The organism is Pseudoalteromonas sp. OF7H-1 (assembly GCF_022347825.1).
Classification (GTDB): Bacteria; Pseudomonadota; Gammaproteobacteria; order Enterobacterales; family Alteromonadaceae; genus Pseudoalteromonas; species Pseudoalteromonas maricaloris.
Genome location: NZ_JAKRFX010000016.1, coordinates 66,510 through 93,083 on the forward strand (window position 1 = coordinate 66,510; position 26,574 = coordinate 93,083).

The following is a 26,574-nucleotide window of genomic DNA, read 5'->3' on the forward strand; positions in this document are numbered from 1 at the left end:
AGCGCGAAACTCATAAGTTTCGCGCTTTATTGATTAATGGCGGAAGTGGCGCATGCCGGTAAACACCATTGCCATTCCCGCTTCATCAGCGGCGGCAATCACCTCTTCATCACGCATTGAACCACCCGGTTGGATAACCGCAGTGATACCCGCAGCTGCAGCGGCGTCAATACCATCACGGAATGGGAAGAACGCATCAGAAGCCATCACAGAACCTGGAACTTCTAGGTTCTCGTCTGCGGCTTTGATCCCTGCGATTTTTGCAGAGTATACGCGGCTCATTTGGCCTGCGCCCACACCAATAGTCATACCATCACGGGCGTAAACAATCGCGTTGGACTTAACAAATTTAGCGACTTTCCAGCAGAACAGTAGATCTTTTAGTTCTTGCTCTGTAGGTTGACGTTTTGAAACCACCTTAAGGTCGTCCAAACCAACCATACCTTGGTCACGATCTTGTACTAAGATACCGCCATTAACACGTTTAATATCAATACCTGTGGTTTTGTTTGACCACTGACCACATTCTAGTAAACGTACATTTTGCTTCGCAGCAACGATTTGTGCGGCTTCTTCTGATACGCTAGGTGCGATGATAACTTCAACAAACTGACGCGCTACGATGGCTTCCGCCGTGTCGCCGTCTAGCTCTCGGTTAAAGGCGATGATACCACCGAAGGCAGAAGTTGGGTCGGTCTTAAATGCGCGGTCATAGGCGGCAAGAATGTTTTCATCTACCGCAACACCACAAGGGTTTGCGTGTTTTACGATAACACAAGCCGGCTTATCAAACTCTTTAACACACTCAAGTGCGGCATCGGTATCAGCGATATTGTTATAAGACAGCGCCTTACCTTGAAGTTGTTTAGCTGTCGCGACGGATGCTTCTTCAATGTTGTTTTCAACATAGAAAGCAGCGTCTTGATGCGAGTTTTCACCGTAGCGCATATCTTGCTTCTTAGTGAATTGCATATTGATAGTGCGAGGGAATTTGGTTTCCTCTGCTGCTTCTTCCGTATAATCCGGAACCATTTTACCGAAGTAGTTGGCAATCATGCCGTCATACTGAGCGGTATGCTCGTAGGCCGCAATAGCAAGGTCGAAACGTGTCTTGTATGTTGTAGAGCCAGAGTTCGCCTTCATTTCTTCAATGACACGGCTGTAGTCATTCGCATTTACAACAATGGTCACGTCTTTGTGGTTCTTAGCCGCAGCACGAACCATAGTTGGACCACCAATATCGATATTTTCGATTGCATCTTCTAGGCTACAGTCAGCTTTCGCAACAGTTTGTGCGAAGGGGTATAAGTTGACTACTACCATATCGATTGCTGAAATATTGTTTTCAGTCATGACGTCTTCGTCTTGACCGCGACGTCCTAAGATACCGCCGTGCACTTTTGGGTGAAGCGTTTTAACGCGACCATCCATGATTTCTGGGTGGCCAGTGTAATCAGATACTTCTGTTACTTTAATGCCGTTGTCTGCAAGTAGTTTGCAAGTACCGCCAGTTGATAAAATTTCTACGCCTTGAGCTGCAAGTGCTGTGGCGAATTCAACGATACCGGTTTTATCTGACACGCTTAGTAGGGCGCGACGAATTGGACGATGTATATCCATGATGGTTCAGGTTTCCTCAATGATTAGTTAAGGGCTAGCTTAGAAAGCCGGTATTTTAGCGCATTATTGTTAAGATGACGATGTTAAAAGGCGAGATAAACATGAGAAAAGTGCGATATGAAAAGGATAAATGTCCGCTAGCTGCTGAATTTTAAACAATAAAAAAGCACCTGAAGGTGCTTTTTTATCAACTAAATTTTACTAGCAGTGCTTAGTTCATGCCGTATTTTTTTAGCTTCTTGCGAAGTGTGCCACGGTTAATGCCTAAAAGGATCGCTGCACGAGTTTGGTTACCACGAGTATAAGTCATAACCTCTTCAAGTAGAGGTGCTTCAAGCTCAGAAAGAACTAACTCATAAACGTCTTGTACGTCTTGACCATTAAGCTGCTTTAGGTAGTGATGTACAGCTTTTTTAACTGCATCGCGCAAAGGTTGCGGTTTCTCTTGTGACTGAACATGAGCGTTAGTAATAAATGGAGAAGTCACATTTTGTTCGAACATCGTTATGTCTCTTTCTTAGTTAGCCTGAAGGATGAATAAATTCATTCACCCTAATGTTTCAAAATAGTCTTCTAATGCCTCGATTTGCGCTTCTGGCGTCTCCAAGGCATTGAATACTCGCCTAAATTGACCTTCTTGGTCATGGGCCTGCAAATACCAAGATACATGCTTGCGTGCGATGCGCGCTCCCATTGGCTCACCATAGAATTGATGAAGATTTACTAAGTGCTCCATCAATATTGCTCGAACCTCTGCTATTTCAGGTTCTGGCAAATGTTCACCGGTTTGCAAATAGTGGTCTATTTCTCGGAAAATCCAAGGACGACCTTGGGCGGCTCGACCAATCATAATGGCATCTGCGCCCGTGTATTCCAGCACCTGTTTCGCTTTTTCAGGAGACGTAATGTCACCGTTCGCTACCACAGGAATAGATACTGAACGTTTAATTTCTCTGATCGTGGCGTATTCAGCTTCGCCCTTATACATACATGCTCTTGTACGGCCATGCACGGCTAGCGAAGCAATGCCTCGACGTTCAGCTATGCGAGCAATCTCAACACCGTTACGATTGTCTGTGTCCCATCCTGTACGGATTTTTAACGACACAGGTACGTCAACGGCAGCAACCACAGCGGTTACGATTTCGTCAACCAACTCTGGATATTGCAACAATGCTGAGCCTGCAAGCTTCTTGTTCACTTTCTTAGCGGGGCAGCCCATATTGATATCTATGATCTGCGCACCGTTTGCGACATTAAATTGTGCTGCTTGCGCCATCAACTCAGGATCTGCTCCTGCGATTTGTACCGAGCGAATGCCCGATTCACCGCTGTGATCCATGCGATTTTGCGACTTATCGGTTTTCCACACTTTTGGATTTGAAGACAACATTTCTGATACCGCAAGCCCAGCACCTAGACGTCGACACAGTTGTCGAAACGGTCTGTCGGTGATCCCAGCCATTGGTGCTACGATAAGATTGTTTTCAAGTTGGTATGGACCAATACGCACTACAGTTTAATCCGCCTTACCTCAAGGGGCGCTAAGTTTACGGTTTTTTTCGCAAAAATCAAAGGTTATAAATTGAACATAATTGCTTTTTTTTTGAACTTTATGGGTTGACATTTGATAACAACCTGAGAGCCCAGATAATTTGCACGAAATTTATGCAAAAACAATTTTAAAGGTACAATTTGAGCCGAAAATTTAAGCTGTGAAAAATGCGTAAAGCCTGTTAATTACAGGCTTTACCAGTTAAAACTTACTAACTTTCATTGACTCGCTGATACTTTTGTCAGCGTTACGTTAGCAGCCTTATTTTTTCACACCGCTGACGCGTGTCCATTCACCCTGTTGAGCAATGTTGTCTAGCTTTAAAAATGGTGCATAAACATCCGCAACAGATTGCGCTTGCTCTTCTAAAATCCCAGACATGGCGATGGCACCTTTGTCGCCCAAGAAGCCGAGAATGATTTCGTGTAGCTCTCTCAGCGGCTGTGCAAGAATATTAGCAACAACGATATCTGCACTGAATTGCGGCTGATTTTCAGGTAAATACACTTCTAGCTTATCTGCAACGCCATTACGCTCGGCATTATCGCGGCTTGCGATAAGCGCTTGTGGATCGATATCAATACCAATCACACGCTCAGCGCCTAATTTGATTGCTGCGATCCCTAAAATCCCAGAGCCACAGCCAAAATCAACGACTGTTTTGCCGCTGAGATCTTGTTGTTCTAGCCATTGCAGGCAAAGTGCGGTTGTGGCATGGGTACCAGTACCAAATGCAAGACCAGGATCCAGTAGCACATTGACGGCATTGGGATCTGGCACATCACGCCAGCTTGGGCAAATCCATAATCTCTCGCCAAACTTAATTGGGTGGAAATTATCCATCCACTCGCGTTCCCAGTCTTTGTCTTCTAGCTGTTCAAGCTTGTAGTTTAACGGCTTGTCATATTGTGACTGGACAAAGTCAACGACTGCTTGCATATCATGGTTCGCTTCAAATAAACCGATCACCGTTGTCTCAGGCCATAAGATGACTTCGCCAGGTTTTGGTTCGTAAACGGGATTGTTTTTACTATCCATGAATGTGACAGACGGACAACCGACATCCATAAGCATATCGCTTAAAGCATCGGCATCGGCTTTATCTGAATAAATTCGGATTTGGATCCAAGCCATGTGTGTATACCTATTTAATCCAATTAATATAAAAAAGGCCGCTGAATAGCGGCCTTAATCTTATTTGCTACTTTTTAGCCCTTAACGTCTAAAAAGCTCTTTAATAGATCTGAGCGAGAAGGGTGGCGCAGCTTACGTAGCGCTTTAGCTTCAATCTGACGAATACGCTCACGTGTTACATCAAACTGTTTACCCACTTCTTCTAACGTGTGGTCTGTATTCATATCGATACCAAAACGCATACGTAGTACTTTAGCTTCACGAGCGGTAAGACCTGCAAGTACCTCGTTGGTCGCGCCACGAAGACTTTCCATCGTTGCTGAATCAATCGGTGACTCGATAGTAGTGTCTTCGATAAAGTCACCAAGATGTGAATCTTCATCATCACCTATTGGCGTCTCCATTGAGATCGGCTCTTTGGCGATTTTTAACACTTTGCGGATCTTGTCTTCAGGCATCATCATACGTTCTGCCAATTCTTCAGGACTTGGCTCACGGCCCATTTCCTGTAGCATTTGACGAGAGATACGATTTAGCTTGTTGATTGTTTCAATCATATGCACTGGAATACGGATAGTTCTTGCCTGATCCGCAATTGAGCGAGTAATCGCCTGACGGATCCACCACGTTGCGTATGTTGAAAACTTATAACCACGACGGTATTCAAATTTATCAACCGCTTTCATCAGACCGATGTTACCTTCTTGGATCAGATCCAAGAACTGCAGACCACGGTTGGTATACTTTTTAGCGATTGAAATTACAAGACGTAAGTTCGCTTCAACCATTTCTTTCTTCGCACGGCGAGCTTTTGCTTCACCAATACTCATACGACGGTTGATGTCTTTAATACGCTCAATGCTAAGACCTGTGCTATCTTCAAACGCTTTAAGCTTGTTAACACAACGCTCGATTTCAGGTTTTACTTCAGCAAGTTTTGCTGAGTGTTTTTCACCTGATGCAATTTCAGCATCGATCCATGCGGTATCGGTTTCATTGTTAGCAAAGTGCTTAACGAAAACCTTTTTTGGAACCTTAGCAATCTGAACTGCTTGCTTCATGATGATGCGTTCTTGAACACGCACTTTATCCATCATGTCGCGCATGTTATTTACCATGCGGTCGAATTGCTTAGGAACTAACTTGAAAGTACGGAAGTGATCGCCGATTTCCTGAATTGCAGCTTTCGCATCTGGGTGCGAGCGACCTTTACTTTCAAAAATTTCTCGCGCTTTATTGTACAGCGTACGAAGTTGTTCAAAATGCTCACGAGCTTCTTCAGGATCTGGACCTGAATCGCCTTCTTCTGAGTCATCATCGTCATCATCTTCATCATCATCTTCGTCATCTAAGTCTTCATCACTTAGCTCAGAACCGATGTGTGTTGCTGAAATTGGTGCTTCGTCTTCCTCGATAGCATTAGGATCAAAGAAACCAGAAACAATGTCGCTTAGGCGCATTTCTTCTGCTTCATACTTGTCCCATTGCTCTAGCAGGTAAGTAATAGCTTCAGGGTATTCTGCAACAGAAATCTGTACTTGGTTGATCCCTTCTTCAATACGCTTAGCGATTTGGATTTCGCCTTCACGAGTTAGAAGTTCAACCGTACCCATTTCACGCATGTACATACGAACAGGGTCAGTTGTGCGACCAATTTCTTTTTCTACTGTTGCTAAAGCCGCAGCCGCTGCTTCCGCAGCATCCTCATCTGTTGTTGTTTCTTGCATCATCAACTCATCAGCATCAGGCGCATTTTCAGAGACCTGAATACCCATATCGTTGATCATGCTGATGATATCTTCTACCTGATCTGAGTCTATGATGTCTTGTGGAAGATGATCGTTAACTTCTGCAAAAGTTAAATAACCTTGCTCTTTACCTTTCTGAATCAGAAGTTTGAGTTGTGACTGAGGAGATTGATCCATAGAGAAATTTGCTTCCACTCTGAAAAGTTGATACAACAGGCGCCAGCTATTTAACAGCTAAATTTTGATGACGCAGTGAATAGAACATTATAGCACCGAAAATTGCTATTGACTAGAACTTCTACTGTTTAAGCGCTTGGGTAAGGAGTGCGCATTCTAGCCGCTCATCATTTGTTAGGCCTTCGGTTTTCTCCTTTATTAATAGGGTCTCTAGGCGATAATTTAAACACTGATCTTCAATAAATTGAAAAGTATTTTTAAATTCGTCTTCTAGCCTATCTTCAGCAACGCCATGTTGCCACACCGCGAGCTTTTTCAAGGCGTCGAATTCAGCCTGATCGCGATAATGTTCAAGTAACTGTGCTGTGTTTATTTGTGGATTATCGTGACATAACATTTGTAAGCTCAGCAGCAGTTGAATACCCGGGATCGCCATTTCACCGAGTTCAGGCATATACTCAACCGTTTGCGCAAGCTGTGGATGTTGGAGCAGTAAGCCAATCGCTCGACGCATCGGCGTCACTTTAAATTGGCGCTCAATTTTATTCTGCTGTTTGTTACTTGCCAATTTAGCACTAAGTTGCTCACGAGTACGACCAATTAACCTGGCCAAGGTCGTTAATAAACTCTCTTGGTAGTAGTCACTGGGTATTTTGCTGATCAGTGGAATGGCATCGGTAAGCAGCTTGGATTTGCCTGCATCATTTGTAAGGTCGCATTGCTCACGTAATTTGGTAAACAATACTTGCGTATAATCGCTTGCTGTTTCTAGTCGTGCTTCAAAGGCATCTTTGCCTTCTTGCTGTACCAATGAGTCTGGATCTTCACCATCAGGTAAAAAGACAAACTGTAGAGACTTACCGTCTTTTAAGTTAGGTAAAGCGTGGTCAAGTGCGCGCCAAGCAGCATCGCGGCCAGCTCTGTCACCGTCGTAGCAGCAGATCACTCTGTCGGTATTACGAAACAAAGTTTGCATGTGTTCAGCGGTGGTTGCAGTGCCTAATGCGGCAACGGCGTAATCAATGCCTTTTTCTGCTAGGGCAACGACGTCCATATAGCCTTCCACAATCAACACTTTATCCAATTGCTTATGGGCTTGTTTAGCTTCATAAAAACCATAAAGTTCGAAACTTTTATGGAAAATGCGTGTTTCGGGCGAGTTTAGATATTTAGGGCCTTGATCTGCACCCATTATCCTTCCGCCAAATGCGATGACACGACCACGTTTATCACGAATAGGGAACATCAAGCGATCGCGGAAGAAGTCAAATTGGCGGCCAGCTGACTTTTCTGATGCTAACTTTAAATCAAGTAGCTGTTGTTTGTGCTCAGGCTTGCGGGCTATTTGATTACACAATGACTCCCACTCAGGTGGTGCATAACCAATCATAAACTTTTGTACAGTTTCGCCACTCAGGCCGCGGCCTTTTACGTAGTCAATTACTTGAGTGGCATTGCTATGGTGTTTTAACTGATGCTGGTAAAACTTAGCGGCTTGGAGCATTAAGTCATAGTCAGACTTTTTTTCTTCCATTGAACGCTGCGGCCCTTGTGGGGCGTTTTCGCGTGGTACTTCTAAGTTTAATAGGGCGGCTAGTTCCTCAATAGCATCAACAAACTCAAGCTTGTCGTATTCCATTAAAAAGGAAATAGCGTTGCCATTAGCACCACATCCGAAGCAATGATAAAACTGTTTATCACGTGACACGGTAAATGAAGGCGTTTTTTCATTGTGAAATGGACAGCAGGCTTGATAGTCTTTTCCTGCTTTTTTTAATCCCACACGACCGTCTATGAGCTCGACAATGTCCGCTCTTGCGAGCAAGTCATCAATAAACTGTCTAGGGATTTTGCCTTTCATTTATGTTCCGAAGTTGTACTAGTGAGTGAGCGCATTATATCAAGTAGCAACGAGAAAAAATCAACTTAATTCAATTAAGGTATCTTATTAGCGCTGCATTGATACGCATGACGCCTAAAACGAAGAAACCGAGCACTAGGCTCGGTTCACTTATCAATCATACAATTGTATGTGGGCTTAAGCGGTAAGTCTTTGCTTAATTAAACCAGAGACTTTACCCATATCAGCACGACCTTCAGCTTCTGCTTTAATCGCACCCATTACTTTGCCCATGTCTTGCATGCCTGACGCACCAGTTTGTGCAATCACGGCATCAATTAGCTCGACAATTTCATCTTCGCTAAGTGGCTTAGGAAGGAATGTCTCAAGTACGCTAATTTCGTTAGCTTCGATATCAGCTAAGTCTTCACGCCCTGCATCTTTATACTGGGTATAAGAATCGCGACGCTGCTTAACCAACTTAACTAAAACCGCAGTAATGCCTGCGTCGTCTAGTGTAGTTTGGTTGTCGATTTCTCGCTGTTTAATTTCAGCAAGTACCGCACGAATCGCGCCAAGACGAAGTTTCTCTTTGGCTTTCATCGCTTCTTTTTGCGCGTCTTTTAGCGTAACTAATAAGCTCATTGATACAAGACCAATACTGATTAGTATAATTTAACGCGACGTGCGTTTTCGCGAGAAAGCTTCTTCATGTGACGCTTAACCGCTGCAGCTTTTTTGCGCTTACGCTCAGCAGTTGGCTTCTCGTAGTGCTCGCGACGACGAACTTCAGAAAGGATACCTGCTTTTTCACATGAACGTTTGAAACGACGTAGTGCAACGTCAAACGGCTCGTTTTCTCTTACTTTAATTACTGGCATTAAAAATTCACCTACCTAATTAATGAGCTTAGCTCTATCTGGCTAAAAACTAGCCAATTGGTTCAAAAATGGTGCGGTATTGTAATCTGAAGCAAGACCGCATGTAAAGCCTAAATTATAGCTAAAAACACCAGCCCTGTCATGTCATACGCTAGCGGCTGTTTTTTCATTCTTTATGAGGGAATTTCAGCGCTGATAAAGGCGGCAGATCACTTGTCCTGCATGCTTTTCTTTAATCACTTGCCAATTTTCTGGTGTTTCAGGTTGTGCTTCTTGTTCAAATTCAAGATAGATGAGTGCGTCTTCGCTGAGCCAAGATTGTGTCTCAAGTAAATTACAACAAGGAGTCACAAGCCCTTTGCGAAAGGGGGGGTCAATAAAAACCAAGTTATATTGCTGTTGCTTAAGGTTATTTGCCAGCATGGTTAACGCGTCGGTATTAATGATTTCAACGTTATCCAGTTTGAGTAAAGTTGCATTATTGCTAAGCTGCATCGCTGCGGTTTTATCCAGTTCGATAAAGGTCCCACTTGCAGCGAAGCGCGAAATAGCCTCAAATCCTAGACTGCCAGCACCAGCAAAGCAATCGAGTACTTTTGCGTCTCTTACGTCCTGCATGAGCCAATTAAAAACAGTTTCTTTCATTCTATCTGTTGTTGGTCTTAATCCCACAACATCATGAACAGGTAACTTGCGACCTTTATGCTTACCACTGATCAGGCGGATGAAACCAGATTGTTTGGTATTTGACTTAGGCTTAGATTTTCTCATAGCGACGTAATTTGCTTCTTTATCAAAGGTTCTTGGTGTCAGGATTTTTCATCCTTACGGAACATGGTACACTTGCACGCAATTTTGTCTAAGCACTAAGGTTGCCATCCTCGGCTTGCCTTTCGAGCCCAAAATTAAGTGTGATATCAATCCAAGTAAAAGCAATAAGCTGATGCGGATTGGCGTTTTCGAGTATGGTAGCAAGATCATCAACATTTTGCTTTGGGTTTATGCAATTTATCTAACACGGTCATAAGTGAATATGGGAAAGAAAAACAAATTTTTATCTTGGTTGGGCTTTGGTAAATCCGATAAAGAGCAACAAGAAGCTGAACGCCAAGAACAATTAGCAAAAGAACAAGCTGAGCGTGAGGAAGCAGAACGCCAAGCAAAATTAGCTCAAGAGCAAGCAGAGCGCGAAGAGGCTGAGCGTCAGGCGCAACAAGCAAAAGAACGAGCTGAGCGTGAGGAAGCAGAACGTCAGGCGCAACTAGCTAAAGAGCAAGCAGAGCGTGAAGAGGCTGAGCGTCAGGCGCAACAAGCAAAAGAACGAGCTGAGCGTGAGGAAGCAGAACGTCAGGCACAACTTGCGAAAGAACAAGCTGAGCGTGAGGAAGCAGAACGTCAGGCACAATTGGCTAAAGAACAAGCTGAGCGTGAGGAAGCTGAACGTCAGGCGCAATTAGCGAAAGAACAAGTTGAGCGTGAAGAAGCAGCACGCCAAGAACAGTTAGCGAAGGAACAAGCTGAGCGTGAAGAGGCCGAACGTCAAGCGCAACTTGCAAAAGAACAAGCCGAGCGTGAGGAAGCAGAACGTCAAGCGCAACTTGCAAAAGAACAAGCCGAGCGTGAAGAAGCAGAACGTCAGGCGCAATTAGCGAAAGAACAGGCTGAGCGTGAAGAAGCAGAACGCCAAGAACAGTTAGCCAAAGAGCAAGCTGAGCGTGAAGAAGCAGAACGTCAGGCACAACTTGCGAAAGAACAGGCTGAGCGTGAAGAAGCAGAACGTCAGGCGCAATTAGCGAAAGAACAGGCTGAGCGTGAAGAAGCAGAGCGTCAGGCACAATTAGCGAAAGAACAAGCTGAGCGTGAAGAAGCAGAACGTCAGGCACAACTAGCTAAAGAGCAAGCTGAGCGTGAAGAAGCTGAACGTCAGGTACAATTAGCGAAAGAACAAGCTGAGCGTCAGGCACAACTTGCGAAAGAACAGGCTGAGCGTGAGGAAGCGGAACGTCAGGCACAATTGGCTAAAGAACAAGCTGAGCGTGAAGAAGCGGAGCGTCAGGCACAATTGGCTAAAGAGCAAGCTGAGCGTGAGGAAGCAGAGCGCCAGGCACAATTAGCTCAAGAACAAGAAAAGCCGAAAAAAGAAGGTTTCTTCTCCCGTCTTAAAAAAGGCTTGTTGAAAACCAAGGCCAATATCGGCTCAGGCTTTGCTTCGGTATTCAAAGGCAAGAAAATCGATGATGAGTTGTTCGAAGATCTAGAAACGCAATTGCTAACGGCTGATATTGGTGTTGAAACCACGATGAAGCTGATAGATAACCTGACTGATGCTGCTGATAGAAAGCAGTTAAAAGACGGTGAAGCTTTATATGATCTAATGAAAAAAGAAATGTCAGAGATCTTAAATACGGCAGAGCAACCGCTTGAGATCCCTGCCGATAAGAAACCTTTTGTTATCTTAATGGTTGGCGTAAATGGCGTTGGTAAAACGACAACAATCGGTAAGCTTGCCAAACAGTTTCAAAGCGAAGGTAAATCCGTCATGTTGGCGGCTGGCGATACTTTCCGCGCGGCTGCGGTAGAGCAGCTGCAGGTATGGGGTGAAAGAAACAGCATCCCCGTTGTTGCCCAGCACACCGGAGCCGATTCTGCGTCGGTGGTATTTGATGCCTTCCAAGCCGCTAAAGCGAGAAATATCGATGTATTAATAGCGGATACAGCGGGTCGATTACAAAATAAAGATAACCTAATGCAAGAGCTTGAGAAGATAGCTCGAGTAATGAAAAAGTTAGACCCTGATGCGCCACATGAAGTGATGTTGACGATTGATGCCGGAACTGGTCAGAATGCGATTAGTCAGGTAAAACTGTTTAATCAAGCGGTTGGCTTAACTGGTATCACGTTAACTAAGCTTGATGGTACAGCCAAAGGTGGGGTTATCTTTGCTGTGGCGGATCAGTTTAAGGTACCAATTCGATATATAGGTGTAGGTGAAGGCATTGATGACTTACGCACCTTTAAGAGTGATGACTTTATCGAGGCATTGTTCAGTCAAGAATAAATAGAGACATCAGTTGCAATAAAGCGGGCAAATTTGCCCGCTTTATTCGATTGCCGAATTGCTACAATGCCACGGACTGAGTGTCATGGTTAAAATAAGTATAAGAGGCCAACATGATTAAATTTGAGCAAGTGAGCAAAACTTATCCTGGTGGGCACAAAGCGCTAGAAAAAGTGAGCTTTGAACTTGCAAATGGAGAACTCGCATTTTTAACCGGCCACAGTGGCGCTGGTAAAAGTACATTATTAAAGTTGGTTAGCGTGATGGAAAGGCCATCAGCAGGCCGTGTCTACATTAATGGTGTCGATCTCAATACGGTATCTAACCGGCAGGTTCCTTTCGTTCGCCGAGATATTGGGATTATTTTTCAAAACCACCGCCTACTCGAACGTTACAGCGTATTTGATAACGTCGCACTACCTTTAGTTATTGAAGGTACTCACCATAAACAGATCACCAAAAGAGTACATGCCGCTTTGGACAAGGTGGGTTTGCTTGATAAAGCAAAGTGCCATCCGAGTGTGTTATCTGGAGGTGAACAGCAACGTGTTGGCATAGCAAGAGCGATTGTTAACTCGCCGCCTTTGCTGCTTGCAGACGAACCTACGGGGAACTTAGACCCAGAACTATCGATGGAAATTCTGAACCTATTTGAAGAATTTAATCGCCGTGGTACATCCGTTCTTATCGCTACTCATGATTTGGGGTTAATAGCACGTATGAAATACCGTAGCTTCACGCTTAACCAAGGACGCATGCTACAAGATCCGCTGGCGGAGGACACGCTATGAGTTTGCTGTTTAAAGGACGAGGAAATCAGGCTGAACAGAGTAAAAAGTCGGTATTTCATCATTTTTACTTTTTTTGTTTGATGATTATTCGTCAAGGTGTACAGAGCCTTGGGGAAATGTGGCGTACGCCAATGGCCTCTTTAATGACTATTCTAGTTTTGGGGCTCAGCCTGACATTGCCCGCGACGCTTTATGTGGTAGTGAAAAATGTACAGCAGGTAAGTAGCGGGTTTAAAGAGGCATCTGAAATATCATTGTTCGTTAAAGATGAAATGACTGAGGCACAGACACAAACCTTGGTAAAGCGGCTTGCACTCTATCCAGAAATAGAAAAAGTAGTACTGATAAGTAAAAGCCAAGCTTTGGATGAATTTAAGTCTATGTCTGGCTTTGGTCAGGCGCTTAACTATTTAGAAGAAAACCCGCTGCCTAATGTTGTGCTAGTAACGCCTGTTAGTCGTTTTAGAAAACCACAAGCCGCAACAGAGCTTCTCACTAAACTCGAAAAAGAACGAGAGGTCGAGTTTGGTAAGCTGGATATTGAATGGCTAGAGCGCCTAAATGCACTACTGGGATTACTAAAAGAAAGTGTGATCACCGTGGGGTTTCTATTGCTTAGCGCCGTTATCTTGATTATTGGAAATACCATACGCTTATCCATCATGGACAAGAAAGAAGAAATTCAAGTGCTAAAACTGGTGGGAGCGACCAATACCTTTATTCAGGCTCCGTTTCTTTGGACTGGTGTATGGTATGGCATAGTCGGTGGTTTGGTTGCCTTTATCTGTGTTGCTCTTATGTTGTGGTGGCTGGAGTCAGCTGTATCTACAGTTGTTGGGGTATATCAAAGCAACTTTGTGCTTCAGGGAATGGCAGGGAATGAACTTTTAGTGCTACTTGGCACTGCGATTACTTTAGGGTTTGTAGGCTCTTTTCTTTCTGTACACCGTTATATCAAAGAGATTGAACCTGAAAAGGTATGATTTAACGCTACAAACACCAATCGACTGCTAAAGTGTAGCAGTCGATTGCCAATTACTATCAGATTTTAGCACTCAAACAATCAGAACTATTTAAATTTAGCACTGTCATAAAAAAATAATATCGTAAAAAGAAGCCTAGTTAATTCAATATTTTTAATATTATTCAGTAGGTTATATTTTATTTTCGAAGTTCTTCTAAAAAGGTTGATTTTAAAAATCAGATAAAGTAGATTGCATTTAGCACTCTAGATGTTAGAGTGCTAAATATACACGAAACGGTTTATCACTGAGGTGAAACATGACTAAAGATTTATACGCATTAGCACTAACTGGGCAGCAGAGCGCAAGTGTTGAAGGTTACCTTCAATCTGTAAGCACAATACCTATGCTTGGCGCTGAGGAAGAGAAAAAACTTGCGACACGTCTTCAGGAAGAAGGGGATCTTAACGCGGCTAAGCAGCTCATTATGTCTCATTTGAGATTTGTTGCTCACATCGCAAAAAGTTATTCGGGCTATGGCCTACCTCAGGCTGACTTAATCCAAGAAGGTAATATTGGATTGATGAAGGCAGTAAAGCGTTTTGATCCAAGCGTGGGTGTGCGCCTTGTTTCTTTTGCGGTACATTGGATTAAAGCAGAAATCCATGAATATGTATTAAAGAACTGGCGTATTGTTAAAGTTGCGACGACAAAAGCGCAGCGTAAATTATTCTTCAATCTGCGCAAAAATAAAAAGCGTTTAGGTTGGTTTAACCAAGACGAAGTGACAACGGTTGCAAACGAGCTTGGTGTAAGTGAGAAAGAAGTTCGCGAGATGGAATCGCGTATGGCAGGCCAAGATATGGGCTTTGACCTATCTGCTGATGATGACGAAAGCCAAGCGGGTAACTTCTCTCCAGTACAGTATTTAACAGACACAAGTAGTGACCTTGCCGAAGAAGTTGAGCAAGAGCAGTGGCAAGAGCAGTCACATAATCGCCTATTTGCAGCACTGAAAACGCTTGATGAGCGTTCTCAAGATATCGTAAGTGCACGCTGGCTTGCTGACGAAAAGGCAACACTACAAGATTTAGCGGAGAAATATAGCGTGTCGGCAGAGCGTGTACGCCAGCTAGAAAAGTCAGCAATGAAAAAGCTGCAAAACGCAATGAGCTAAATTTTGCAAAATGATAAATCGTGTGTCAAATGCCGCTACTCAGCGGCATTTTTATTTTCTATAAACAGATCAGCATCTTAACTCTCATATCTAGAGACTCCTCTGGCAATCTCAAAACTATCATCATTTTGAGCTTACAAGTGTTCGCTTATTTTACTATAATGCGCGAGATTTTAATTCTGGAGTGGTTAAATTGATTGCCATTATACGAATTCTCTTATTAGCAGTGTTTATCATTGTTAGTGGTATTTGCGGATTGTTATTGTGCATTGTGCGTCCTTTTCATGCCAACAATGTGCACACGATAGCCAAATGGTATGGCTATATGTCAAAGTTGATAGGCGTTGAGTTGGTGATCACGCAGCATGAAAATGCCAAGCATATTGTTCCTGCGATGTATGTTGCAAATCATCAAAATAATTATGATCTCTTTACGCTGCCGGCCGTGGTGCCAAAAAACACCGTCAGCATGGGGAAAAAAAGCTTAAAGTGGATCCCGTTCTTTGGGCAAATGTATTGGCTATCTGGCAACATTTTGATTGATAGAGCTAATCGTTCTAAGGCTTTAGGTACACTGACCAAATCAGCAAAAAAAATCACCGAGTCAAAACTATCGGTTTGGATGTTCCCTGAAGGAACCAGAAGCTATGGTCGCGGATTGTTGCCATTTAAAACCGGGGCATTTCATACTGCAATGAGCGCCAATGTGCCTATTATCCCAGTATGTATGAGTTCAACACATGAGCAGATAAAGCTCAATCGTTGGAATAATGGTAAGGTCTATATCGATATACTAGAGCCAGAATATTTAGACCCAGAAGTGCCAGCAAGGGATCACGCTGCTCAGATCCATGCTAAAATGGCTCAAAGAATAGCTGAACTAGATGCAAAAGCGAGATTAAAATAATGGAAAACTGGCGTGAGATAAGTGAAGACATCGTTTCTTCATTGCTAGAAGACGGTTCAAACCCTGAAACGCTGTATGAAGTAGAACATCACTTTGTAAGTGAGGATTTTGACAAGCTGGAAGCAGCGGCATTAGCGGCATTTAAATTGGGCTATGATGTTGAAGAACCAGCAGAGCTTGAGCTCGAAGACGGCGGTAAAATTTGGGGCTTTGATGTTGTAGTAGAAGCCGAACTGGATACCGACGTTATCATGGAAGACGTAGACAAGTTAGAAAAGGTTGCACTAGACGCTGGCGTTGAATACGACGGCTGGGGAACTTATTTCCAAGAATAGCAACTGTATAAAACCCAGCATGTATACGGTGTTGGGTTTCCCCTCCAGCAACATCTCACAAACACCTAAAAATAGTTCACTTAATTAAGCAATTGGTATAACAAGCGTTTCTGATCGGTTGTAATTTCACCATACCTTTGTGTGAATTTAATCTGAATAGATGGTGTTTCACCTCATTCAATGGTATTAATATTCATTGGCTAACTACGTAGTGTAAGCGATTCATGCAGATTGTCCTCCCCATTGAAGATCTTAGACCAGGAATGTTTGTGGATAATGTTCACAAGCATAAGTCTGACGCGGGCATTAAGATCAAATCTCGGGGAATGGTCAGAGATGAAGCCATCATTCAAAAGCTGATTGATAAAGGGGTACTGGAGCTCACCATCGACTTTACGCAGAGCGATATTCCTGTACCACAGAAATACCAGCAGCCAGCAGAACCGGTCACTGAAGCACCACAAGCCCCTGAAGAACCAGCCGCCAAAAATGGCATGGATGGCAGTCTTTCCACCGCTCGCAGCAAGCCAAAATCCAAAGCCAAAACGGTGAGTAAAGAACAAACTTTGCAGCAAGAATTTGCGGTTGCGATGCAAAAGTTTGAAAAGAATAACCGTCAGATCCAAAGCCTCTATGGAGATGTAACATCGGGTTTGAAGGTCGATATGAGCCTCATCAATGAGGTAAGTAAAGACATCGTCGATTCGGTACTGCGCAATTCAAATGCGATGGCGATTTTAACTCGGATCAAAGACAAAGATGCCTACAATTGGCGTCATATGACCAACTGCGCCATTCTGATCACCGTATTTGCCAAACACCTTGGCTTGCAACATCACATTATTGAACAGTTAGCCATGGGGGCGATGTTGCATGACATTGGTCACGCTAAGTTACCGCAAGGGCTGATCAATAAGCCGGGCAATTTTACCGATCTTGAGTATCGTGCGGTCAAAAAACATGTGGCACAGTCTTTAGGGTTGAGCAAAGGAGAGTCTGGGATCACGCCAATCATGCTGGACATGATCATCAACCATCATGAACGCTTAGATGGTACAGGCTATCCCAGAGGGATTAAAGACGACGCACTCAGCACCGCGGCAAGAATGATGGCGATTGTGGATGTATACGACGCCATAACCTCAGATCAGCACCACAAAGAGGCTGATGAGCCTATTAATGCATTACGCTTTTTGCTGTCGAGTAAAAAGCAATTTGATCCTATTCTAGTGCAGCGTTTTATTAAGTGTATGGGGGTTCACCCCGTAGGGACTATTGTTAAACTGACCAACGAGCGATTAGGATTGGTACTCGAAGGCAATAAACATGCGCCCACGGCGCCTCTTGTACGAGTGTTTTACAATACCAAACATCTCCACCATGTTACGGCAAAAGATTTGGATTTAAGCGAGTCAGACATCAAAGTGATCGCAAGTGTCAGGCCGCTTGATTATCAAATTAACCTCTCACGATTGCTAAGAGATCAATTATTGATTTAAGGCTTGGATTGCGCGACTGGGAAGAAAGCGTTTTTACAGCGTCTTTTGAGATTTTGCCATCTAGCAGAGAGCATTGCGCCAGTCATACAGCTTGCCATCATTAATATCCACAGTAATGTTCCCTTTTCCGAATGTAACGCCGCACAGCTTAGCAGCAGTGATAGCAGCGCTGCGACAATTGCACCTAGCCAGTATTGACTGACCGGATTATCACACTCTCCTGCGTGGCGACAGGCACAGTAGTTTGCTTTGCACAGGCAATATACGCTGAGACCGCAAAATACCAATGCGCAAACGATTAATGCTATCGACATGTTGTTCTCCTTGGCACGATTAGCACACAGAATGACTCATACTCAGATTGAAGAGTGTATATAAGGGATGAAGGTACGTCAATGATATTGGTAATTATTATCATTTGATAATTTATCTCATCCGATGAGTTTATAAAGTGCGTAATTTGTTCGTTATATGTTCACTTAATCAACGAAAAGTCGCAAAAAAGGAGATTTCTACTCCACTTTTAGGTAGGGTGTCATGAATTTATTATTCTGCCAATTTGGTGGGTGTGTGGCATAGCTGGATATTGGCTAGGTGAGCAAGGTCAAAGTGAGGCTACGCAGTGTTACTCGAATTGGTTTTTTTAACCATTACTCAGGAAATGGTTAGTTCACAGGGGATTAGAGTATGAACAAAGTATTATTAGGTCTTATCGCATCAGGTGCGATTTTATCGTCATCACAAGCACTAGCTGCCGCCTTCCAACTTGCGGAACAAAACGTATCTGGCCTTGGTCGTGCTTATGCGGGTGAAGCATCTGCAGCCGACGATGCGTCAGTGGTTGCACGTAACCCAGCATTGATGGGTAAGCTATCAGGCACGCAATTATCAGTAGCAGCTATGTATGTTCAACCGGACGTAAGCCTGACGGGAACAGGTACTAGCAATGGTATCCCTGCATCTGCGTTAAATGACAACAGCATCGCACCAAGTGCTATTATTCCTGCTATATATGCAACACACAAATATAATGACCAATGGTCGATTGGTGCAGGTATCTATTCACAGTTTGGTCTATCTACAGAATTCGATAAGGATTATGTTGCTGGCCAAATCGCGGGTGAAACTGAAATTAAGACCGTTAACTTAGGTATTTCTGCTGCTTACCAAATTGATGAGCAATGGAGCGTAGCGTTTGGTATTAATGAAGTTTATGCCGATGCTAAAATCGTCCGTAACCTTGGTGCGACAACGACAGGTTTGCCAGCAAGTACTCAAGCGGTACATTTAGAAGGTGACGATTATGGTTTTGGTTGGAACCTAGGCGTTGCTTATCAAATTGATGAAAACAACCTAATCGGCTTCCATTACCGTAGTGAAACAGATATCACATTTGATGGCCACTTTAGCAACGACTTACCAGCAGCGATTGGCGGCTTGAATGGCGCGTCACTACCAGGTTCAGTAGATGTAACGTTACCTGCGATCGCTGAGATCTCAGGTTCTCATAAACTAAACCAAGAAACCTCACTACACTACAGCGTACTTTGGACTGGCTGGAATAGTTTTGATGAACTTGAAGCTGTAGTTGGTAACGCAGGTTCAGTATTCACTAAAGAAGAGAATTTCTCTAATTCATTACGTTTTGCAGTTGGTGCTGACTATCAGCTTAGTAATGCGGTGAAACTACGTGCAGGTATGGCGTATGATGAATCACCAGCGGATGAAAACCATCTGTCTATCTCAATTCCTGATACAGACCGTACTTGGTACTCATTTGGTGCGGAGTATACACTTGCTAACCAAGCAACTGTAGATTTCGGGATCAGTGTTTTAAGAGGTAAAACACAAACTTTCACTGAAGCTGACAGATTCAGTGAGTGGGGCTATCGCTCTAAAGGCCATGCGATGATCTTTGGTCTTCAATATAATCACAAGTTCTAATTGTGAGAGAACATTAAAAAAGCGGCTTTTAGCCGCTTTTTACTTTCTATAGCATAGATTTAAGTTGATATAGCAAAGCATGAGCTTGCTTTGGTGTCATATCATCGGGATCCATATCTGCAAGTAGCGTTTCAACCTCAGAAGGCTCATTGGCAAGCATTAAGCTCTGCTGTACAGGCGCTGTAACATGAACAGGCTTATCGCCAACGACGCTCTGATGTTGCTCTAACAAAGCAAGTTTCTGTTTCGCCAACTTAATCACCGCTTTTGGCACGCCGGCAAGACTTGCTACCTGTAAACCAAAACTCTTACTTGCAGCTCCTTCCATTACTGTGTGTTTGAAGGCAATGGTATCGTTATGTTCAACGGCATCCAAATGCACATTAACAAGGCCTGCTTGTTGCTCAGCCAATTCGGTTAACTCAAAATAATGAGTAGCAAATAGTGTTTTTGCTGCAATTTTGCTGGCGAGATAATCCGCTGTCGCATAAGCGAGTGATAAACCGTCATAGGTGCTTGTCCCGCGACCAATTTCGTCCATCAGCACTAACGACTGGGCGGTTGCATTGTTTAAAATGGTTGCAGTTTCGGTCATTTCAACCATAAAGGTTGAGCGCCCAGAGGCAAGATCATCACTGGCACCAATGCGAGTAAAAATACGATCGACAATTCCGATGGTAGCTGCGCTTGCCGGTACGTAGCTGCCAATATGCGCCATCAACACGATTAACGCGGTTTGACGCATATAGGTCGATTTACCACCCATATTTGGTCCAGTAATAATGAGCATTTTACGTTCATCGTTGAGTTTTACTGGATTGGCAATGAACGGCTCTTTACTTACTTGTTCTACGACTGGGTGGCGACCATCCACTAAATCAATTTCAGTGCCCTCGGTAAGCGTGGGCTTGCAATAGTCTAGTGTCTGAGCACGTTCAGCTAAGGTGTTTAATACGTCTAAATCGGCAAGTGCTGCTGCCATGACTTGCAATTGTTCAATATAAGGAGCGATGAGTTCAAATAGCTCTTCATATAGACGCTTTTCAAGTGCTAGTGCTTTCGATTGGCTTCCAAGCACTTTGTCTTCATGCTCTTTTAGCTCAGGAATAATATAGCGTTCGTTATTTTTCAGTGTTTGTCTGCGAATGTATTCTGCAGGCACTAAATGCGAATTGGCGCGGCTGATCTCAATATAAAATCCGTGAACGCGGTTATAGCCAATTTTTAATGTCGAGATCCCTGTGCGTTCGCGCTCTCTTTCTTCAAGTTTTTCTAAAACATCCGTGGCACCTGCGCTTAATGCGCGTAGCTCGTCAAGCTCTGCATTGTAACCCTGTGCTATCACTCCACCATCACGAATGAGAACAGGGGGATTGTCGATAACCGCTCGTTCTAACAAATCTTGTAACTTAGGTAATGCCGGTGAGTGGCTAATGATAGACTGAAGTCTCGCATCCGTCGCATCTTGTAAAATATCATGCAATGGCGGTAACGCTTGTAATGCACTTCTTAAACGCGTTAGATCACGCGGACGAGCGGTAAACAACGCTAACCGTGCTACAACTCGTTCAATATCGCCAATGTGTTTTAGTGCATCGTAAACTTCCATGCATAGTTGTTGTTCGATAAGGCTCGCAATCGCATTGAGTCGAGCATTGAGCTCTTTGCGTTCGCGCACGGGCGTATGAATACGGCGTTTTAGTAAGCGCGAACCCATAGCCGTTGAAGACTTATCTAAAATCTGTGCTAAGGTGTTTTCAACACCGCCAGAGAGGTTCAGTGTTAGCTCTAAGTTTTTGCGCGTCGCGGCATCTAAGATCACCGCGTGCTCATTCTTTTCGAGCGTGATCGCACGAATATGAGGTAATGCCGTGCGCTGCGTGTCTTTCACGTATTGCATGACACAACCCGCAGCGATTAAACCCATATTGGCATTGTCGACACCAAAACCGACTAAATCGCGGGTTTCAAACTGCTGACAAAGTAAATGCTTTGCTGTGTCTAAATCGAACTCCCAATCCGGGCGGCGACGACTGCCTTTAATACTTTCTAGCACTAAAAGGTTCTGAAATGATTCTGGATATAACAATTCTGCGGGCTGCAAGCGCTGTAGCGTAGAGCTAAGTGCTTCGTCAGTCTGTAGCTCTACGATATTAAATCGGCCCGAGTTAATATCAAGATAGGCAACGCCATAACCTAAGTTTTTTGGATGTTGGTAGACCGCCGCAAGTAAATTATCTTGGCGTTCTTGCAATAGTGCTTCGTCGGTGACGGTACCTGGAGTAACAATACGCACAACTTTACGTTCTACAGGACCTTTACTGGTCGCAGGGTCGCCAACTTGCTCACAAATAGCAACAGATTCACCCAGTTGTACCAAGCGAGCTAGGTAGTTTTCAACTGCATGATAGGGAACACCTGCCATTGGAATCGGATTGCCACCGGCTTTGCCCCGATAGGTTTGAGAAATATCAAGAAGCTGCGCAGCTCTGATGGCATCGTCAAAGAAAAGTTCATAAAAGTCGCCCATGCGATAGAACAGCAAGATTTCTTGATGCTGAGCTTTAATTCGCAGGTATTGCTGCATCATTGGGGTTTGTTGGTTTATAGTGTGTTCTGAATATAGATCTGACGACATTGTTGATACCTAAAAGGTTTTCCTATGGAGCACTACAAAGAGATAGCCGAATATGCGGCACAATTGGGCGCTATTCTAACGAATAACGGCGTAACAATCACTACCGCAGAGTCATGTACGGGTGGTGGGGTGAGTTATGCGTTAACAGATACGCCGGGGAGCTCTGCATATATAGAACGTTGTTTTGTGACATACAGTAATCAAGCTAAGCATGAATTATTGGGAGTATTACAACAAACGCTAACGCAATTTGGTGCAGTGAGCGAGCAAACGGTTTTGGAAATGGTCAAAGGCGCTCAGCAGGCAGCTCATGCTGAAGTTGCCATTGCTGTGTCTGGTATCGCAGGACCAACTGGGGGCAGTGCTGATAAGCCAGTAGGTACTGTATGGTTTGCTATTGCAAATAGTGACAAAGTTCAGGCATTTCACCAAGTATTTACTGGAAATAGGGCTGAAATAAGAGTTCAAGCTATTGAATTTGCATTAAAAAATACTATAGCGATGGTAAAATCATAAAATTCTACTTGATACTGTAATTTCATACAGTATACTAGGTGTCATTACGCTGAATTGGAGAAGCAAATGAACGATAACAAGCAAAAGGCATTAGACGCAGCACTATCACAAATTGAGCGTCAGTTTGGTAAAGGCTCAATCATGAAACTGGGTGAGAACAAGGCGCTAGATATTGAAGCCATCTCAACTGGTTCACTAGGTCTGGATATTGCACTTGGTATCGGCGGCTTACCAACTGGTCGTATTGTTGAAATCTATGGTCCAGAATCATCAGGTAAAACAACGCTAACATTACAAGCGATTGCAGAAGCGCAGAAGCTTGGTAAAACATGTGCGTTCGTTGATGCTGAACACGCACTCGACCCAATCTATGCTGAAAAGCTAGGCGTTAATGTTGATGAGCTATTAGTATCACAGCCTGACACCGGTGAACAAGCGCTTGAAATTTGTGACATGTTAGTTCGTTCTGGTGCGGTTGATTTGGTTGTTATTGACTCGGTAGCAGCACTTACCCCTAAAGCTGAAATCGAAGGCGATATGGGTGATTCACATGTTGGCTTGCAGGCTCGACTCATGTCACAAGCATTGCGTAAGCTTACAGCTAATATCAAACGCTCGAACACATTATGTATTTTCATCAACCAAATTCGTATGAAGATTGGTGTGATGTTTGGCAACCCTGAAACCACAACTGGTGGTAACGCACTTAAATTCTATGCATCCGTACGTCTTGATATTCGTCGTATTGGTTCAGTGAAAGAAGGTGATGAGGTTGTTGGTAACGAAACTCGTGTTAAGGTTGTGAAAAACAAAGTAGCACCACCATTTAAGCAAGCTGAGTTCATCATCATGTACGGTGAAGGTACGTCGAAACAAGGTGAGTTGATAGACTTAGGTGTGAAACACAAACTGGTTGATAAAGCGGGTGCTTGGTTTAGCTACAACGGCAATAAGATTGGCCAGGGTAAAGCAAACTCAATTAAGTTCTTAAAAGAAAATGTTGAGATTGCCAACGAAATTGAAGGCAAGTTGAGAGAAATGCTCCTAGCGCAAGCGGTTATTATGCCTGAAGAGGGAGAAGATAAAGGCCTTGCTGAAGTTGAAGACGATTTAGAGCTATAGGCTAGTCACTCAAGCTTAACTGCTCGCCAGCAAGCTTGAGCTATATTTTAAAAAGCCCAAAGGTTAACCTTTGGGCTTTTTACGTTTTATAAAAGTTTACTTTTGATAACAAAGAGATAGTTATCGATTAATCCGAACAATACCGCTATTTTGATATAAAAATAAAATACGTTGTTTGATTTTCAGCTATTAATCCACCTTTTCAACAAGTTATGTAACTTGCCTTGATGCTTTACATCATCAATCTTATTGAAAGCAGAAAAATTAGGCAAATTGGGGTGATTTCGACTATGGTTTTCTGGTAAAATCTGCGCCTAATTTTTTCTAAGTGAATTTGCAATGGGTAAAAACGTCGTTGTATTAGGCACCCAATGGGGTGACGAAGGTAAAGGTAAAGTAGTTGACCTACTTACAGATAAGGCTTCTTTAGTTGTTCGCTACCAAGGCGGACACAATGCTGGCCATACACTAGTAATTAACGGTGAGAAAACGGTACTACACTTGATCCCATCAGGTGTACTACGCGAAGACGTTAAATGTGTAATTGGTAATGGTGTAGTACTTGCACCAGATGCACTAATGAAAGAAATCCACATGCTTGAAGCGCGTGGCGTTCCTGTACGTGAGCGTCTATTGATCAGCGAAGCATGTCCTTTGATCTTGCCTTACCACGTTGCACTAGACCAAGCGCGTGAACTAGCGCGTGGTGAAAAAGCCATTGGTACAACTGGCCGTGGTATCGGTCCTGCGTACGAAGATAAGGTTGCACGTCGTGGTTTACGTGTTGGCGATCTTTTCAACCCAGAGCAATTTGCTGCGAAGCTTAAAGAAGTACTAGAGTTCCACAACTTCGCCTTGGTTAACTACTACAAAGTAGACCCAGTAGACTTCCAGAAGACATACGATGATGCAATGGAAGTAGCAAAAGTACTTAAGTCAATGATTGTTGACGTTACTGAACTACTTGATCAAGCGCGTAATGCTGGCGACCATATTCTATTTGAAGGTGCGCAAGGTACATTACTTGATATCGACCACGGTACTTACCCGTACGTAACCTCATCAAACACTACAGCCGGTGGTGTTGCGACTGGTGCAGGTTTTGGTCCGCTACACTTAGATTACGTTTTAGGTATTGTTAAAGCTTACACAACTCGTGTTGGTTCAGGTCCTTTCCCTACAGAGCTTTACGATGGTCAAGATAAGCAAGACCCAGTTGGCAGACACTTAGGTGAGAAAGGTAACGAGTTTGGTGCAACGACTGGTCGTTTACGTCGTACCGGTTGGTTTGATGCAGTGGCAATGCGCCGTGCAGTTCAAATCAACAGCATCAGTGGTTTCTGCTTAACTAAACTAGACGTACTTGATGGTCTAGAAAAAGTGAAAATCTGTACTGGTTACCAATTAGAAGACGGCACTGTGACTAATGTGACTCCTCTTGCTGCTGAAGGCTATGAGAAAGTGACTCCAGTCTACGAAGAAATGCCAGGTTGGAGCGAAAACACCTTTGGTGCAACTTCTGTTGAGCAGCTTCCAGAAGCCGCTATCAATTATATCAAGCGCCTAGAAGAAATCACTGGCGTGCCAATTGATATCATCTCAACAGGCCCAGACCGCGTTGAAACAATGATTGTTCGCAACCCTTTTGCTGAATAATCCTGCTGTCGATTGATAAAGAAAAAAGCTGCTACGGCAGCTTTTTTTGTGTCTATTACCCTACAAGTTTTTGTCTTCCTGCCGATAAGTAAGTGAATTTTTGCTCATATGATAAAATTAGACTTCGCTTTGGCGTAAATAATGCTTAATCAAATTTGAGTGTCGATGTTGCTGCAGAGCAAGTAATTTGCCTTTGCAGCCTGCTATAGTTAAACAATCAGCTTTACTTTGATGGGTCTTCGATGAATTACTTACTTCGTTATTTTGCAGCTTCAGCATTGAGTGTTTCCTTAAGTCTCAGTATACAGAGCAAAGTATCTGCCGAAGAGGCTATCGAAGCTGTGCCTTTGTATACGCAGCAAGAGCTACTAGCGCTCATTGAAAAAAATCAACACCTTGCTCGGGTTAAAGCGGATGAGTGCCAGCTGGTTAAAGATATTGAAGCGCGTGCTGAGATCATGGCGCTGCCTTCGTATCAGTTTCTTTATGGTGACATGTTAGCTTATGCCGTGTGTGTAGACAGAGATGTTGAGCTCGGCCTTTATTATATGAAAAGGGCAGCAGAGCAGGGCCTTGCCGCGGCGCTTGAACAATTAGGTCGTTACTATGATGTTGGCCAGTTGGTGCAAGAAGATAAAGCGATGGCGGTAACCTATCTGAGGGAAGCCGCTGCGCTTGGCAACTTAAACGCTCAATTAAGACTCGTAGATGTGTTTAATCAAGGCCACGGTAGCCCTAGAGATTATGAAGACGCCTATCGATGGTTGTTTCATTCCGCAGTCGCAGATAAAAAGCTACATAAGCGGATTCAGGTAGCACTAGGGCAATTGGCAAATAAAATGCCTGATAGCGTGGTCAAGCGCGCGAGATTGCCTATATAACCTGAGCTTAGGTTAACTCCGTTGGGTCAATAGATATTACTTTCAGCAGGTTGTGAGTGGAAAGTAAAAGCGGCGTGATTTACGCCGCTCAGCTTGCTTCTAAATAAGGCTCGTACGCTTGTTTATTGCTAAT

Annotated in this window: 23 protein-coding genes; 12 read left to right on the plus strand and 11 right to left on the minus strand. The window is 43.7% G+C overall.

Annotation, left to right across the window (positions count from 1 at the left end; all coding sequences use genetic code 11):
• Positions 1–33: 33 nt before the first annotated feature.
• From purH to rsmD, 9 genes are all read right to left on the minus strand, one after another.
• Complete coding sequence (purH, locus tag MHN30_RS17990) at positions 34–1,620, minus strand: bifunctional phosphoribosylaminoimidazolecarboxamide formyltransferase/IMP cyclohydrolase (protein ID WP_130164981.1); 1,587 nt, start codon at positions 1,618–1,620, stop codon at positions 34–36.
• A 211-nt stretch (positions 1,621–1,831) separates the two neighbouring features.
• Positions 1,832–2,122, minus strand: a complete 291-nt coding sequence (gene fis / locus MHN30_RS17995) for a DNA-binding transcriptional regulator Fis (RefSeq protein ID WP_010374122.1) — start codon at positions 2,120–2,122, stop codon at positions 1,832–1,834.
• 45 nt (positions 2,123–2,167) lie between these two features.
• A complete protein-coding gene (gene dusB, locus MHN30_RS18000) occupies positions 2,168–3,133 on the minus strand; it encodes a tRNA dihydrouridine synthase DusB (protein WP_010374120.1) in 966 nt (321 codons plus the stop codon).
• A gap of 303 nt (positions 3,134–3,436) precedes the next feature.
• A complete protein-coding gene (gene prmA / locus MHN30_RS18005) occupies positions 3,437–4,309 on the minus strand; it encodes a 50S ribosomal protein L11 methyltransferase (protein WP_010607189.1) in 873 nt (290 codons plus the stop codon).
• A 74-nt stretch (positions 4,310–4,383) separates the two neighbouring features.
• Positions 4,384–6,234 carry an RNA polymerase sigma factor RpoD gene (rpoD, locus tag MHN30_RS18010; protein ID WP_010374116.1) on the minus strand — a complete coding sequence of 617 codons (1,851 nt, stop codon included), beginning with the start codon at positions 6,232–6,234 and terminating at the stop codon, positions 4,384–4,386.
• A 121-nt stretch (positions 6,235–6,355) separates the two neighbouring features.
• Positions 6,356–8,095: a DNA primase gene (gene dnaG / locus MHN30_RS18015; RefSeq protein ID WP_017218469.1), complete on the minus strand. Its 1,740-nt coding sequence runs from the start codon at positions 8,093–8,095 to the stop codon at positions 6,356–6,358.
• Between the two features lie 177 nt (positions 8,096–8,272).
• Complete coding sequence (locus MHN30_RS18020) at positions 8,273–8,719, minus strand: GatB/YqeY domain-containing protein (RefSeq protein WP_010374111.1); 447 nt, start codon at positions 8,717–8,719, stop codon at positions 8,273–8,275.
• A gap of 20 nt (positions 8,720–8,739) precedes the next feature.
• Positions 8,740–8,955: a 30S ribosomal protein S21 gene (gene rpsU / locus MHN30_RS18025; protein WP_010362466.1), complete on the minus strand. Its 216-nt coding sequence runs from the start codon at positions 8,953–8,955 to the stop codon at positions 8,740–8,742.
• 186 nt (positions 8,956–9,141) lie between these two features.
• Positions 9,142–9,726, minus strand: a complete 585-nt coding sequence (gene rsmD, locus MHN30_RS18030; RefSeq protein ID WP_239360629.1) for a 16S rRNA (guanine(966)-N(2))-methyltransferase RsmD — start codon at positions 9,724–9,726, stop codon at positions 9,142–9,144.
• Between the two features lie 262 nt (positions 9,727–9,988).
• On the opposite strand from rsmD, the gene ftsY reads away from it, so the two are divergent.
• The 7 genes from ftsY (at position 9,989) to MHN30_RS18065 (ending at position 17,684) form a co-directional block, all read left to right on the plus strand.
• On the plus strand, positions 9,989–12,013 hold the full coding sequence (ftsY, locus tag MHN30_RS18035; RefSeq protein ID WP_239360631.1) for a signal recognition particle-docking protein FtsY: 2,025 nt from the start codon (positions 9,989–9,991) through the stop codon (positions 12,011–12,013).
• Between the two features lie 113 nt (positions 12,014–12,126).
• Positions 12,127–12,804, plus strand: a complete 678-nt coding sequence (gene ftsE, locus MHN30_RS18040) for a cell division ATP-binding protein FtsE (RefSeq protein WP_017218471.1) — start codon at positions 12,127–12,129, stop codon at positions 12,802–12,804.
• Positions 12,801–13,787 carry a permease-like cell division protein FtsX gene (ftsX, locus tag MHN30_RS18045; protein ID WP_010374104.1) on the plus strand — a complete coding sequence of 329 codons (987 nt, stop codon included), beginning with the start codon at positions 12,801–12,803 and terminating at the stop codon, positions 13,785–13,787. The genes ftsE and ftsX overlap by 4 nt, the downstream gene beginning before the upstream one ends.
• A 298-nt stretch (positions 13,788–14,085) precedes the next feature.
• Positions 14,086–14,943, plus strand: a complete 858-nt coding sequence (rpoH, locus tag MHN30_RS18050; protein WP_010374102.1) for an RNA polymerase sigma factor RpoH — start codon at positions 14,086–14,088, stop codon at positions 14,941–14,943.
• 193 nt (positions 14,944–15,136) lie between these two features.
• On the plus strand, positions 15,137–15,850 hold the full coding sequence (locus MHN30_RS18055) for a 1-acylglycerol-3-phosphate O-acyltransferase (RefSeq protein WP_239360633.1): 714 nt from the start codon (positions 15,137–15,139) through the stop codon (positions 15,848–15,850).
• Positions 15,850–16,185, plus strand: coding sequence for a ribonuclease E inhibitor RraB (gene rraB / locus MHN30_RS18060; RefSeq protein WP_010374098.1), 336 nt, complete (start codon positions 15,850–15,852; stop codon positions 16,183–16,185). The genes MHN30_RS18055 and rraB overlap by 1 nt, the downstream gene beginning before the upstream one ends.
• 224 nt (positions 16,186–16,409) lie before the next feature.
• Positions 16,410–17,684, plus strand: a complete 1,275-nt coding sequence (locus tag MHN30_RS18065) for an HD domain-containing phosphohydrolase (RefSeq protein ID WP_130164977.1) — start codon at positions 16,410–16,412, stop codon at positions 17,682–17,684.
• On the opposite strand, the gene MHN30_RS18070 is transcribed toward MHN30_RS18065, so the two are convergent.
• On the minus strand, positions 17,681–17,998 hold the full coding sequence (locus MHN30_RS18070; protein ID WP_010374094.1) for a hypothetical protein: 318 nt from the start codon (positions 17,996–17,998) through the stop codon (positions 17,681–17,683). The two genes, MHN30_RS18065 and MHN30_RS18070, sit on opposite strands and share 4 nt — an antisense overlap.
• Before the next feature lie 373 nt (positions 17,999–18,371).
• On the opposite strand from MHN30_RS18070, the gene MHN30_RS18075 reads away from it, so the two are divergent.
• Positions 18,372–19,628 carry an outer membrane protein transport protein gene (locus MHN30_RS18075; RefSeq protein WP_039493017.1) on the plus strand — a complete coding sequence of 419 codons (1,257 nt, stop codon included), beginning with the start codon at positions 18,372–18,374 and terminating at the stop codon, positions 19,626–19,628.
• A gap of 46 nt (positions 19,629–19,674) precedes the next feature.
• On the opposite strand, the gene mutS is transcribed toward MHN30_RS18075, so the two are convergent.
• A complete protein-coding gene (gene mutS, locus MHN30_RS18080) occupies positions 19,675–22,266 on the minus strand; it encodes a DNA mismatch repair protein MutS (RefSeq protein WP_239360636.1) in 2,592 nt (863 codons plus the stop codon).
• A 24-nt stretch (positions 22,267–22,290) separates the two neighbouring features.
• On the opposite strand from mutS, the gene MHN30_RS18085 reads away from it, so the two are divergent.
• From MHN30_RS18085 to MHN30_RS18100, 4 genes are all read left to right on the plus strand, one after another.
• Positions 22,291–22,782 carry a nicotinamide-nucleotide amidohydrolase family protein gene (locus MHN30_RS18085; protein ID WP_130164975.1) on the plus strand — a complete coding sequence of 164 codons (492 nt, stop codon included), beginning with the start codon at positions 22,291–22,293 and terminating at the stop codon, positions 22,780–22,782.
• A gap of 66 nt (positions 22,783–22,848) precedes the next feature.
• Positions 22,849–23,904, plus strand: a complete 1,056-nt coding sequence (gene recA / locus MHN30_RS18090) for a recombinase RecA (protein ID WP_017218478.1) — start codon at positions 22,849–22,851, stop codon at positions 23,902–23,904.
• A 339-nt stretch (positions 23,905–24,243) separates the two neighbouring features.
• Positions 24,244–25,560, plus strand: a complete 1,317-nt coding sequence (locus tag MHN30_RS18095) for an adenylosuccinate synthase (RefSeq protein WP_010378944.1) — start codon at positions 24,244–24,246, stop codon at positions 25,558–25,560.
• A gap of 242 nt (positions 25,561–25,802) precedes the next feature.
• The gene (locus tag MHN30_RS18100; protein ID WP_010378945.1) at positions 25,803–26,441 is read left to right on the plus strand and encodes an SEL1-like repeat protein; all 639 of its coding nucleotides are present in this window, start codon (positions 25,803–25,805) and stop codon (positions 26,439–26,441) included.
• Positions 26,442–26,574: the final 133 nt, after the last annotated feature.

What these genes read in the sequence shown, in the direction of transcription:
- purH (WP_130164981.1), bottom strand. Translation starts at nt 1,620, where the DNA reads ATGGATATACATCGTCCAATTCGTCGCGCCCTACTAAGCGTGTCAGAT.
- fis (WP_010374122.1), bottom strand. Translation starts at nt 2,122, where the DNA reads ATGTTCGAACAAAATGTGACTTCTCCATTTATTACTAACGCTCATGTT.
- prmA (WP_010607189.1), bottom strand. Translation starts at nt 4,309, where the DNA reads ATGGCTTGGATCCAAATCCGAATTTATTCAGATAAAGCCGATGCCGAT.
- rpoD (WP_010374116.1), bottom strand. Translation starts at nt 6,234, where the DNA reads ATGGATCAATCTCCTCAGTCACAACTCAAACTTCTGATTCAGAAAGGT.
- dnaG (WP_017218469.1), bottom strand. Translation starts at nt 8,095, where the DNA reads ATGAAAGGCAAAATCCCTAGACAGTTTATTGATGACTTGCTCGCAAGA.
- MHN30_RS18020 (WP_010374111.1), bottom strand. Translation starts at nt 8,719, where the DNA reads ATGAGCTTATTAGTTACGCTAAAAGACGCGCAAAAAGAAGCGATGAAA.
- rpsU (WP_010362466.1), bottom strand. Translation starts at nt 8,955, where the DNA reads ATGCCAGTAATTAAAGTAAGAGAAAACGAGCCGTTTGACGTTGCACTA.
- rsmD (WP_239360629.1), bottom strand. Translation starts at nt 9,726, where the DNA reads ATGAGAAAATCTAAGCCTAAGTCAAATACCAAACAATCTGGTTTCATC.
- ftsY (WP_239360631.1), top strand. Translation starts at nt 9,989, where the DNA reads ATGGGAAAGAAAAACAAATTTTTATCTTGGTTGGGCTTTGGTAAATCC.
- ftsE (WP_017218471.1), top strand. Translation starts at nt 12,127, where the DNA reads ATGATTAAATTTGAGCAAGTGAGCAAAACTTATCCTGGTGGGCACAAA.
- ftsX (WP_010374104.1), top strand. Translation starts at nt 12,801, where the DNA reads ATGAGTTTGCTGTTTAAAGGACGAGGAAATCAGGCTGAACAGAGTAAA.
- rpoH (WP_010374102.1), top strand. Translation starts at nt 14,086, where the DNA reads ATGACTAAAGATTTATACGCATTAGCACTAACTGGGCAGCAGAGCGCA.
- rraB (WP_010374098.1), top strand. Translation starts at nt 15,850, where the DNA reads ATGGAAAACTGGCGTGAGATAAGTGAAGACATCGTTTCTTCATTGCTA.
- MHN30_RS18065 (WP_130164977.1), top strand. Translation starts at nt 16,410, where the DNA reads ATGCAGATTGTCCTCCCCATTGAAGATCTTAGACCAGGAATGTTTGTG.
- MHN30_RS18070 (WP_010374094.1), bottom strand. Translation starts at nt 17,998, where the DNA reads ATGTCGATAGCATTAATCGTTTGCGCATTGGTATTTTGCGGTCTCAGC.
- MHN30_RS18075 (WP_039493017.1), top strand. Translation starts at nt 18,372, where the DNA reads ATGAACAAAGTATTATTAGGTCTTATCGCATCAGGTGCGATTTTATCG.
- mutS (WP_239360636.1), bottom strand. Translation starts at nt 22,266, where the DNA reads ATGTCGTCAGATCTATATTCAGAACACACTATAAACCAACAAACCCCA.
- MHN30_RS18085 (WP_130164975.1), top strand. Translation starts at nt 22,291, where the DNA reads ATGGAGCACTACAAAGAGATAGCCGAATATGCGGCACAATTGGGCGCT.
- recA (WP_017218478.1), top strand. Translation starts at nt 22,849, where the DNA reads ATGAACGATAACAAGCAAAAGGCATTAGACGCAGCACTATCACAAATT.
- MHN30_RS18095 (WP_010378944.1), top strand. Translation starts at nt 24,244, where the DNA reads ATGGGTAAAAACGTCGTTGTATTAGGCACCCAATGGGGTGACGAAGGT.
- MHN30_RS18100 (WP_010378945.1), top strand. Translation starts at nt 25,803, where the DNA reads ATGAATTACTTACTTCGTTATTTTGCAGCTTCAGCATTGAGTGTTTCC.